Origin of the sequence: Methanosarcina barkeri MS, assembly GCF_000970025.1 — an archaeon.
Lineage (GTDB): Archaea > Halobacteriota > Methanosarcinia > Methanosarcinales > Methanosarcinaceae > Methanosarcina > Methanosarcina barkeri.
Window position 1 is genome coordinate 2,191,548 of sequence record NZ_CP009528.1, and the last position, 11,793, is coordinate 2,203,340.

Here is an 11,793-nt window from a genome sequence, read left to right on the forward strand (position 1 = left end):
TCAATCTTGGTACGTTTACACATGTTCCTTCCGGTAGATGAGAAACAATTCAAATTCTGGGTCTTGCACCGTAATGGACTCCCTAACATTAATATTGCAAAACAATTTAGGATCTCGAGGCAGGCGGTCTCAAGAGCGCTCCTCAGTATGGATAAGCGTATTGAAGAAACCCTGCTTGAGATGGCCAGTGCAAACAGGATCGAAGTTGAAAAACTTGACTCAAAGAAAGGGATACTCTTCGGAAGATCAATTCCCTTCAAAGTCAACGCAATAATTTTTGTTTCGGCAAAACATGGGATGCAGGTCTGGTATGAACACGAAGGAGAATGCGGATCTTGTGAAAGATACAGGGAATGCATTGAACTGCTCTGGGACTTTGCAGAGGAAATGAATCTCAAACTTCAGAGTACGGAAGATCCAACAAAATTAGCTGACGAATTATTTCGAAAATTAAAGAAATTAGTAGAACAGACCTGAATTCTGAAAGGAAAATGAGGTGTAGCCTTGGCTTACTATTTCAAGCTTGACTCAATTAACTCTCCATTAATGCACTCCCCAACATTTCTTACTAGCTTAGGTTCATGGCATAAATGGAGAGTAAAGTTGATGTTGATTTACGGCTTTTGTTTGACAGCTTTCCTATGTTTGACAGCTTTCCTATGTTTGACAGCCTTCCTGTATTGCCTTAAAGATGTTTACCGGGAAAATAACAATAACAAGAGTGTGCTTATCAATAGACTTTACATACCAGAGATATACATTGCAAGGACGGGAGCGTAGTATGACTATCACTCTCGAATATGTAAAAAAATTAATGGGCTGGTGCCCTAACACAGGAGCATTTGAAGGGCGACAATACTCTGATATCGGAAAAATTGAGCTGGATACTCTGGATGACATAAGGGGAAGGAATGGAGATTTAAGGTCAGAACCTAAAAAAACTTCTTTTATTACCAATATACTAAAACTCGTATCTGGAAATATCACTGCACAGATCCTGAGCATAATTTTTGTATTTTTAGCCGTTAAAATTTATAATCCTGAATATATCGGAATTTCTCATCTTATTCTTTCAATCTCAAGCATACTGATGATCTTCTCTACTTTTTCATATCAATTTGCTATCATGTTGCCGAAAACAGAGGAAGATTCTGCAAACCTTGCTTGCCTCTGTACAATACTGGTAACTCTTACATCTTTAATAACAGCTTTAATATTGCTGTTTTTCCCAAAATATGTTGATTATTTACTTAATTCCCCGGAAATCTCAAATTATTTAATTTACATTCCAGCAATAATATTTTTTAACGGCATTTTTCTCACGCAGAACTACTGGCTTTCAAGAAAGACCAGTTTTGGAGTCATAGCTGGGTCCAAAGTGATAAATTCTGTTTCAACCGGAGTACTCCAGTTAGCTATCCCTATATGGAATGTCTCTCCGTTAGGCTTGATAGTCGGATATATTGTGGGATATGGAAATGCAGACTTTTTCATGCTGAAAGATATAAGGGAAGATTTAAGGATCTTCAAAAAAGTTTCACTGAAAAGAGTAAAAGAGATAGCTATTCAATATAAAGATTTTCCATTATTTAATTCCTCATCTACACTTACAAACACTATTTCATTACAGATACCGACTATTTTGCTTGGACATTATTATGGAACAAGTATTGTAGGATATTTTTTTCTTGCAAATCAAATATTAAATATTCCATTGGGATTTTTAGGAGCAGCTATAGAGCAGGTCTTTTTCCAGAAAATTAGTGCAGTGAAAAATGGGAATGAGTCTGGAGGTATGAAAGATATAGTTGAAGAGGTTTACAAAAAGCTAATTTTAATAGGAGTATTCCCTACGTTACTCTTTCTGATTCTAGGAAAAGAGATATTTACGTTTATTTATGGAGAGAGCTGGTACATTTCAGGGATATATATAAAAATCCTTGTTCCATGGATATTTCTTGTCTTCATATCCCAACCGATTTCATCTCTCTACATGGTGTTTGATAAGCAAGGAGTCTGGTTTACATTCAGTATAACTCTATTAATCTCAAGAGTCATAGCACTGGTTATAGGAGGAACTTATGGAAGTCCCGAGTTTGCCCTTGGCCTGTTCAGTTTTACAGGAGTTTTGTTCTGGATCTGGAACAATTCATATTTACTGAACCTCGCAGGAATTAACAAAATAAAAAGCGCTAAAATCTTTCTTAAGTGTGTGACAATTAGCATCATCGTTTTGCTACCGTTAATTTTGCTTAAAGTGTTCTCTGTAAGTTTTTATATAATTCTCCTCGCAGTAGTACTTATGACGCCTATCTACTATGGTATAACCCTCCATGATGACCCGACATTTAAGAGAATGTTCTCGGCCTTACTTTGTGGTGTAAAGAATAAAATCTGAAAGGAAATTTAATTTCGTTAAGGAACTTGTAAAAAGGCATTCGAAAACAAAAACTATTCATTTGTCCATGTACAATCTCAACGCTCACAAAGAAAATATTCACAAAGAAAAGTCGCTTGAATAAACTTTCGGAAACGAAAAAGCAGAAATAGGCACTTTGGTTCATAAAATGGGCTTCCGGACTAAAAAAGAAGCGGGCATGAATGTAATATCAACTGGAAGTTTATTCGAAAAGTTGCTGATGAAAAAATGTCAAAATATTGTGCACCATAAATAAATTGCCAGGAAATAGTGTGCATTGATTCCAAATTATGAGAAATAAAACTGGACTTTGAAATCAACGCTGGTTAATGAGTTTTTTATAAAAGAATCACGGATGGACATGGATAAACACGAATTGAAACATCTGTGTTCATCTGTGTTTATCCGTGGCTTATTGAGGATATATGGAATTGCAATACTAAAAGTGACTTTTTGATAAAGGTACACTTTACTCATTTATTACCCTTGTTGTTGAATGAACGTCCACAGCTACCGCTTTATACGTTTAAGGGCTCGCATGTAAAGGCAAACTACAACATAAAATCTGGAGAAGAGGGATCTGAACAAATTTCAAAAGATTTAGGAACCCTTGCTAGGAGTTACTTTGATTACTCCGCCTCCGCTGGTATTATTTCCAGCTTGAATGGCCTCCAGAATACGTTCCTTCTTTCTTTGGGTACTACTCACAATCTTAGTTACGTTTTCTGTTTCAGTTGCATTTTCTACTTCGGTAACTACTTCAGCAGAAGTTATTTCTGTAACAGGAGTTTCTTCTACAGCCTCGGTTGCGGTTACACCTTCCTGAACCGGAGTTACAGCTTCAGTTTCAGTTACTGCTTCAGCCTCGGTTACTGCCTGGACTTCGGTTGCAGCCTCTTTTGGAGTTTCCGTTTCATTTGGAGCTTGCTGACCAGCGCATCCGATGGCTAGGAATACACCGAAAAATACTATCAAAATAATAAATGATTTTTTCATATTTTCCCCCACTTATAATTATGTCGTTATTAATTGATACTTTATAATTGATATCTGGATTTTATAACAATTCCTACTAGATTCTGAACATAATTCATCACATGAGATTAAAGATAGCTATATACCACAGATATTTCAGTTATATACCACAGATATTTCCCCTTTATTATGTTTTTTGAATGTAGGTAAGATCCGAATTCTTTAGATTCTGTTCAATTTCCCTAAGTTATAATACTGGGAATTCCAATATTGTTAAATGACTTTTAGATGACTTTTTGGGGGGAAGTCATGAAAATAAAATCCGTTAATCCTTACACTGAAGAAGTAAACTGGACATATGACTCATTTTCTTTCGAAGAATGTGAGTCCATGATTGAAAATTCTAGGGCTGCTTTTTCCGGGTGGAGTTCATTGTCTGTTGAAGAAAGAACAAAATACTTTTCAAGGGCTGAAAAGGTCATCAGGCAGAATACCGAAATTTATGCCGAAATTATTACGAAAGAGATGGGAAAACCTATCAGGCAGTCAAGAGATGAGATTGAAGAATGCGCCTGCCTCTGTGATTACTATGCGGAAAACGCTGCAAAGTTCCTTAAAGACGAATTTGTAGATATCGGAGCTGAAAAAAGTTACGTAACCTTTGAGCCTCTTGGAGTAATTTTCGGGATAATGCCCTGGAATTTGCCGTTCTGGCATGTTTTCAGGTTTGCAGTGCCTACAATGTGTGCGGGAAACGTATGCGTAATCAAGCATTCTTCGAATGTGCCTGCTTCGGCGCTGGAAATTGAAAAAATATTCCTTGAGGCCGGATTTCCTGAAAATGTTTTCAATACCCTGTTGATTGACTCAAAAACTGCAATGGAAATTATTGAAGAAGAGCTGGTAGATGGGATTTCGCTTACTGGCAACATAGATGCAGGTTCGGAGATAGGGGAACTTGCAGGGAGCCTGGTAAAGCCTCTCGTACTTGAACTGGGAGGTTCGGATCCTTTCATAGTACTTGAAGACGCTGATCTCGAGAGAGCTGTGAAGGTTGCTGCAGAGTCCAGTTTTTTGAATACCGGACAGAGCCATATTGCTGCCAAGCGATTTATTGTCTTGGAAGCTATCGCTGTGGACTTTATCGAGGCATTTGAGCTTGAAATTCAAGAACTGAAAATCGGGGACCCTATGGATGAAGAAACCGATATTGGACCTCTTGCAAAGAAAGAATTTCTTGATAGTCTTGAAAGAGTCCTGAAAGACGTAAAAAAGAAAGGTGCAGAACCTCACGTTTACGGAGAGGAGCAGAGTAAGGGTTTTTTCTTCAGGCCGACCCTCATTCCTGCAGCCAGTAACGATATGAAGGTTTGCAATGTAGAGGTTTTCGGGCCCATTGCCTCTGTGATCACGGTAAAAGACGAAGATGAGGCTGTCAAAGTTGCAAACTCCACTGAGTTAGGGCTTGGAGCTGAAATATGGTCCAGAGACCTTGAAAGAGCTCAGAGGCTGGCAAAAAGAATAAAATCCGGATTTGTAGCCATTAATGGAATGGTCAAACCCGATCTAAGGCTACCTTTTGGAGGAGTAAAAAAATCCGGAATCGGACGAGAGCTTTCTCATTATGGGCTTAAGGAATTTGTAAACATAAAGACGGTTGTGGTCAACAAGTAAGTCTAAATAACTGATAATTGATTGAAGTTTTTATTGAATAGTGGTCAACAAGTGAGTCTAAAGAACTGATAATTGATTGAAGTTTTTATTGAATAAACCTTATCCAGAATTTACCCAGGGAATTTGTTTAAGCTTGGCAATCTGTTTAATTCTCAGGTGGTGGACTTCCCGCTTAGAGTTAAATATTGTTCTTGGAATCAATCTACGAATAAGGAGTGAAAATAAAGAGTAAAAATAAAGAGTAAAAATAAAGAGTAAAAATAAAGAGTAAAAATAAAGAGTAAAAATAAAGAGTAAAAATAAAGAGTAAAAATAAAGAGTAAAAATAAAGAGTAAAAATAAAGAGTAAAAATAAATAGTGAAAACAACAGTATTAGAAAATTGTTGTCTGTGGGAATCTGCTTGAAAAATGAAAATATAAAATTTTTATCTCTTAGTAATTTTACCAGTTATGATGAAACTCAAAAATAAGTAATTTTTAAAGTTTTCTGATACCTTTCGACCAAAAAATAAAAAGTAATTTTGGTGCTGATGCAGTCATTAATTTCATTTTCGAAAAATTTCTACTTTTTTCGTATTCTGCTTCTTTTCACTAAGTATCTAAGCTTATTCTTCTCCCCTTAAGCTTATTCTTCTCCCATTTCTTTTCTGAATTCTATGTAATCTCTCTCGACTTCTTCGAGTTCGTATTCCACTTTATCCCCCCGTATTCAATTATAATAACAGTAATTTATTCTTGCTTTTGTTTATTAACAAAAACAACTTCTTCAAATTGTAACTATTCAGCCACTTATAAAAAAGTATGTTTTGGAGCAAAATGCTTCAATTCTCAGGCTAATAACGGCGCTCCCTTGAGCGCCGTTAGAATAGCATCCATAACATTCATTTCATTCTTTTTAATTGATGATATGTATGCCCTAATTCTGCAGAAAGCTACCGCTCCTTCTATACTTCGGAAAGTTCCCGAAATTTTCTGTTGTAGCTTCATCATTCTGATATCCCGCTCTGCTTGATTGTTATCAAACGCAACTCTCAGGTTATTAAGAAATTTCAGAATCTGTTCCTTGTGTACTATGAACCTATCAAGGAGATTCTTTGCTTTTGTTTGTGCTGTTCTTCCTCTCTTTTTGACCTGATCCTTTGAAGGATCAGGTGGTGGATTTTCTATAATTCCTTCTTGTATTATTGCGTCGTATATTTGCTCAAATTCTCGGACTTTTTCAGGATCTATTGGAATTTCCATCTCTCTACATTCATCAGTATACTTCTTCATCTCACTGAGAAGTTCATTTATCTTTTTAGCCCATTGCTGCTCAAAACTCTCTTCAATCCCAGTAAGTTCCCGCTTAAGATGAGCATTGCACAGGGCATGTTCACATCCATACTTGTTGTATGAAGAATATCCATCATGAACTGCTACTCCCTTGTATTGCGGAAGAAATCCCAGAGCATCCATTGCTTCTGTCCCTCTTTTAGGATGAGGAAAATAATATGTCCACAAATTGTTTGAGACAACATGAAGCCACCATTTAGTCCCCAAAACTCTCATTCCTGTCTCATCACAATGGGCAGAATGGGAAGTTAATAGATGTTCCATAGCAGCTTTTTCGAAAGGTTCCAGGTTCTGGAAACATTCTTTTTCCGCTCTTCTTATGGTAGCTGGGCTGATACGTATACCGTAGAAGTCCTCTACTAAATCACAAGTCCTTTCATATGGAAGCAATTGATAGTTCCTCAAATACAGCATCGAGGCTAAAAGACGAGGCCCATATTGAATCGGGAATTTTATAGACTCTGGAAAAGAACCTTTGTTAACTTTCCCGCAGTGAGGACACTTCTTGATTTCACAACGATGTTCAGTATATATGATTTGCACAGGAGGAATTTCAATTTCTTGTCTGCGTTCATAATCCTGAACTTCAGTATTTTCAAGATGATGACCACAATTTTCGCAGCAGTCAGGAGAATGGCATATGATCTAATCAGGATTTTCAACCATTTCAAGAGTCTTTCCAGGATGACCTTTTTGGCCACCAACTTTTTTGCCGCTACTCTTGCGGAGACCCTTAGGTTTAGGTTTTTCGTTACAAAAAACATCAGTAGAAGGAGGTTTACTGCTATTTTGGCTGTTTTGATTCAAACGAGACTCTAAAACCCTTACACGTTCTTCAAGTTCAGCAATCCGAGAATCTTGTTTCTCTATGATAGACTCAAGTCTCTGGATGACAGAAATAACTGCTTCAGGACCAGCTTCATAAATTTCAAGGATCTCTTCACGTGTAAGCATGATATTGAAAAAAGAAGGTTATTTTATATGCAATTTTTCCTCTTTCCGAGGAAAAATTGCTTTTACCAAAGCTATGGCTGAATAGTTACTTCAAATTTACCTTAGTCCCCATTTCGGTAAACGCTCTTCATTTATATAAAGTTATCCGTCAACCGAAGAATCTTACAATTAACTACCATAAGTTGACATTTATTTATGATATTTTTTATACTGTGCGTAGCGATAAAATATTATAAATGAAAGATAGGTGTTTTCTGTCTTCATGCATAAAAGTTCAAAACCTGAACTCCTTGTAGGTGTCAGGAATCTTTCAGGGCTTAAGGCCTGCTCAAGATATGCAGATGCTGTCTATTTTTCAACCGACAAGCTCAGCCTGAGGGCAAAAGCAAAAGAAATTACTCTGGAAACTCTTGCCGATTTCGTCTCTGAGGTAAAAACCAGAGGTCTCAAGGCCTATCTGGCTGTAAACTCGACAGTAAATGAGGACAGGCTTGGAGATGCATCAGATGTGATAGATGCAGCTTCGAATGCAGGAGTAGATGCAGTCATTGCCTGGGACCCGGCCGTAATTCTTAGGGCACGGAAAGCAGGGCTTAAAATTCACATCTCCACTCAGGCAAATATTACCAACCACGAAACTGCAAATTTTTACCGAAATCTTGGGGCCGAAAGGGTTATACTTTCAAGAGAGCTTTCCCTTGAAGAAATACGGAAGATAAGCCAGCAGACTGAGGTAGAAATCGAGACTTTTGTCCACGGTGCAATGTGCATGGCAGTCTCAGGCCGATGCCATCTGTCAGCTTACGTTCTTGGTAAATCCGGAAATTGTGGAGAATGCACTCAGCCCTGCCGTTGGAAATGGGAACTTCATGGGGAAAACGGGCTTGTTGCTACAAGCCTTGGAAAGTACCTTCTAAGTGCAAAAGACCTCTGTATGATAGAGTATATTCCAGAACTTCTTAAAGCGGGAATAGCTGCCTTTAAAGTGGAAGGGCGATTGCGGGACTCTGGATACCTTGAAATGGTTTCCCGTTGCTACAGGGAAGCTATCGACGCCTGCATAGAAGGAAACTATACTCCTGAAAAAATAGAGGTCTGGAGGCGTGAACTAGCTTCGGTTTATAACAGGGGTTTTTCAACTGGCTTTTACTTTGGGGTTCCAGGCCTTGAAGGCTTTTCTCCCGAAAAAGATATGAATGTCTCGGAAAAACAACGCAGAGCTGTGGGAATTATTGAAAATTATTATACGAAACAGCAAGCTGCAGCCGTCAGGATTCTCGAAGAAGGAATTTCGGTTGGAGACGAGATCGTAATTGAGGGAAATACAACTTATTTGAGGCAGCAAGTTCGTTCCCTTATGAAAAAAGGTGAAACTGTGACAAGGGCTGAAAAAGGAGATACGGCTGGCCTTGCCGTTGAAGGGACTGTTCGAAAAAATGACCGAATTTTCATAATACAATTAAAATAAGTGAATTAATGTATTGTATTTAAAGAAATAAATATCATATTTAAAATAATAAAACAGTATCTATATATTGGATTCTCCCTATACGGGTAGCAAATTACAGGAAAGAAAAAATTACGGGAAAAAGGTAATTGCAGGAAAGAATTTCTTTATCTTATTCCGGTAATGCTCTCGGTCGGCTGGATACTTTTTATCGGTAAAAATGCTCTCAATTGGCTGGATACCTTTTATCGGTAAATAATCTTATCTGTTTACCTTGGTCAATGGGCTAGACCTTCGTCCGGGTAAACTGTCCCGATTAATTTCCGATTTTCATATCGATAAGTAACTCTGATTGAAATGATCGATAAGTACACTCTGATTGAGATGATCGATAAGTAACTCTGATTGAGATTATTCTTTAAAAACAATGTTCTTTATTAGCAATTCTCTGACTGATAAACAGTATTTTGCTCCGCAATAAAAGCAGGTAAGACTTACTTCCTTACTGAGTGAGAAAATATTTCCTGTTTATCTCGGAGTCAGTAGTATAGGTGATACTTTGATAAGCGTCAACGAAATGGGATCAAACGTCATTGAAGAGATGCTCGACTGGAGCGAAGACCTGAAAACTGAAGTACTCAAGCTCAATAACGGGGCTACGGTTATTGACTGTGGAGTTAAAGCCGAGGGTGGATATGAAGCTGGAATGTACCTCACAAGGCTCTGCCTGGCCGACCTTGCCGATCTCAAATACACTACTTTTGACCTGAATGGTCTCAAATGGCCTGCTATCCAGATAGCTACTGACAATCCAGTAATTGCATGTATGGCTTCGCAATATGCAGGCTGGAGAATTTCTGTAGACAATTATTTCGGAATGGGTTCGGGTCCTGCACGTGCCCTTGGCTTAAAGCCTAAAGAGCTCTATGAGAAAATCGGGTATGAAGATGACTTCGAAGCTGCAGTCCTGGTCTTGGAGTCAGATAAACTCCCTGATGAGAAAGTTGTGGAATATATTGCAAAACACTGCAGTGTAGACCCTGAAAACGTAATGATTGCTGTCGCTCCTACTGCCTCTATTGCCGGTTCTGTCCAGATCGCTGCCCGCGTTGTAGAAACCGGGATCCACAAATTTGAGTCTGTTGGTTTTGACATCAACTGCATTAAAAGCGGATATGGGGTTGCACCAATTGCTCCTGTTGTCGGAAAAGATGTACAGTGCATGGGCTCGGCTAATGATTGCGTGATCTACTGCGGCGAAACCAACTATACAGTCCGTTTCGATGGGGAACTTGCCGAACTTGAGGAGTTCGTGAAGAATGTGCCGTCCACAACTTCCAGAGACTTTGGAAAGCCTTTCTATCAGACCTTCAAAGAAGCAAACTTTGATTTCTTTAAGGTTGACGCAGGCATGTTCGCTCCTGCCAGACTTACAGTAAACGACCTTAATAGTACAAAAACAATTTCTAGCGGCGGGCTTTATCCGGAAATCCTACTCAAGTCCTTCGGGATCATGAATGTTTAAAGGGTAAATAACTTTTTAATTTCTTTTATTTTCTTCCCAATTTTTTAACTTTGTTTTTACTTCTCCTTACTTCTCTTTTTCATTTTTTTTCATTTTTTTTCATCTCTTTTTACTTTTTAATTTCTAAATTCTTTTCTTTTTCAGTCTTTAAATTTTTTAATTTTATATTTATTGTTCCTGGTGATAAATGCAATTTTTTTCCAGATTCCCCAATTTAAAACGCTGTTAACATCATCTATTTAAGTAAATGCCTCCAATCCTACTGTAAAAATATAATGCTATAAAAAAAATGTCATAACGAAATGTTATGATAAATTGGTCATAAATAAAATTTTACTGAAAGTTTAAGGAGAGATTCAGTGCCAATAATAAACACTTCACAGGGAGTAGGAGGCATCCTGAACAGCTTCAGGAGCCTTGTCAAAGACGCAAAAAAAATTACTTTTGTGGGAACTCCAGGGTTCTGCACACCTTTTGCCGAACTTATCGGTTTTGTAGTCAGGGACCGGGAACTTGCTTTTATTTCCAGCGCTGATTTTGAGAAAGCCAGGTCTATCTATATGGATCATGAAGGCATGCAGCTTGGAGATCTTACAGATAAACACGCTGATGTTGTTGTCCTTCTTGGAGGACTTTCGATGCCAAAGATAGGGATTAGCCCTGAAAAAGCAAAAGAAGTTGCAAGTAAAATCCTTGAAGGCTCTGAGAAAGGAAAAATTATCGGAGTCTGTTTCCAGTCTGCATTCATGCAGCAGAAATGGGACGAAATAATAAATTTTGAGTATATCATCAATGCTGATCTGGCAGTTGAGGTACTGCAAGTCTGAAAGATTCTGAAGTCTATTTTCAGGAATTTTTGAGACTTCCAGGCAGAAAAATTTCCTTTTTACTTCTTTTTACATATCCTTACTTTTTTTATATTTCCTTACTTTTTTTATATTTCCTTTCTCTTTTTACATATCCTTCCTCTTTTTACATATCCTTCCTCTCTTTATTTTCCAAATTCTGTAAATTTTCTAATAAGATAGAATTATATCTAATCCTGACTTATGACATATGATAATTATGGAAAAAGCGGTTAAAGAAGCCAGGGAATTAAAAGGGTTTATGCCCAGGTCTATTGAATATGCCGGACAGATAAACGAAGATTTCGCCGAAGGGATAGCAGGCTTTTATAAAGCCATCTGGAGTGAAAGAGAAGGCGGGCTTTCTATGAAATATAAGCATTTAATAGTCTTTGCTATAGCCTGCTCAACCAACAATATCCAGAGCGCGGTCAAAATCCTCGCAAGACTTCATAAATTCGGAGCCACCAGAACCGAAATTAACGATGCCATGATGCTTGCGGCCTGGACAGGTGGAATCCAGCACTTTACGGATTTCAGTGAAGCAGTACTTAAAGAGATGGATAGATTAGGTTATTAATTTTATAAAAACACACTCATTCAAGTATTTTTCTTTAATTT

At 37.8% G+C, this 11,793-nt stretch carries 8 protein-coding genes and 2 pseudogenes; 8 read left to right on the forward strand and 2 right to left on the reverse strand.

The genetic code is table 11. The features are described from left to right. Positions 1-21 precede the first annotated feature (21 nt). From MSBRM_RS08920 to MSBRM_RS22080, 3 genes and pseudogenes are all read left to right on the forward strand, one after another. Positions 22-477, forward strand: coding sequence for a hypothetical protein (locus tag MSBRM_RS08920; protein WP_048117694.1), 456 nt, complete (start codon positions 22-24; stop codon positions 475-477). Between the two features lie 214 nt (positions 478-691). Then, positions 692-2,398 carry a lipopolysaccharide biosynthesis protein gene (locus MSBRM_RS08925; RefSeq protein WP_230669122.1) on the forward strand — a complete coding sequence of 569 codons (1,707 nt, stop codon included), beginning with the start codon at positions 692-694 and terminating at the stop codon, positions 2,396-2,398. Positions 2,399-2,543: 145 nt separating this feature from the next. Beyond that, positions 2,544-2,671 (forward strand): annotated as a pseudogene (locus tag MSBRM_RS22080) (IS630 family transposase); the annotation flags it as partial. 348 nt (positions 2,672-3,019) lie between these two features. Here the strand turns inward: MSBRM_RS22080 and MSBRM_RS08930 are convergent. After that, positions 3,020-3,415, reverse strand: a complete 396-nt coding sequence (locus MSBRM_RS08930; RefSeq protein WP_048117691.1) for a hypothetical protein — start codon at positions 3,413-3,415, stop codon at positions 3,020-3,022. Between the two features lie 288 nt (positions 3,416-3,703). On the opposite strand from MSBRM_RS08930, the gene MSBRM_RS08935 reads away from it, so the two are divergent. Continuing rightward, a complete protein-coding gene (locus MSBRM_RS08935; RefSeq protein ID WP_048117688.1) occupies positions 3,704-5,068 on the forward strand; it encodes an NAD-dependent succinate-semialdehyde dehydrogenase in 1,365 nt (454 codons plus the stop codon). Positions 5,069-5,897: 829 nt separating this feature from the next. On the opposite strand, the pseudogene tnpC reads toward MSBRM_RS08935, so the two are convergent. After that, positions 5,898-7,355, reverse strand: a pseudogene (tnpC, locus tag MSBRM_RS08940) (IS66 family transposase). 262 nt (positions 7,356-7,617) lie between these two features. On the opposite strand from tnpC, the gene MSBRM_RS08950 reads away from it, so the two are divergent. The 4 genes from MSBRM_RS08950 to MSBRM_RS08965 all read left to right on the forward strand — a co-directional run bounded on the left by MSBRM_RS08950 (position 7,618) and on the right by MSBRM_RS08965 (position 11,752). After that, entirely contained in the window at positions 7,618-8,823 is a 1,206-nt protein-coding gene (locus MSBRM_RS08950) for a peptidase U32 family protein (protein WP_048117686.1), read from the forward strand. Positions 8,824-9,361: 538 nt separating this feature from the next. After that, a complete protein-coding gene (gene mch / locus MSBRM_RS08955; RefSeq protein ID WP_048117683.1) occupies positions 9,362-10,327 on the forward strand; it encodes a methenyltetrahydromethanopterin cyclohydrolase in 966 nt (321 codons plus the stop codon). 359 nt (positions 10,328-10,686) lie between these two features. After that, positions 10,687-11,154, forward strand: a complete 468-nt coding sequence (locus MSBRM_RS08960) for a DUF2124 family protein (protein ID WP_048117680.1) — start codon at positions 10,687-10,689, stop codon at positions 11,152-11,154. A 229-nt stretch (positions 11,155-11,383) separates the two neighbouring features. Beyond that, the gene (locus tag MSBRM_RS08965) at positions 11,384-11,752 is read left to right on the forward strand and encodes a carboxymuconolactone decarboxylase family protein (protein WP_080941459.1); all 369 of its coding nucleotides are present in this window, start codon (positions 11,384-11,386) and stop codon (positions 11,750-11,752) included. The last annotated feature ends 41 nt before the right edge of the window (positions 11,753-11,793 follow it).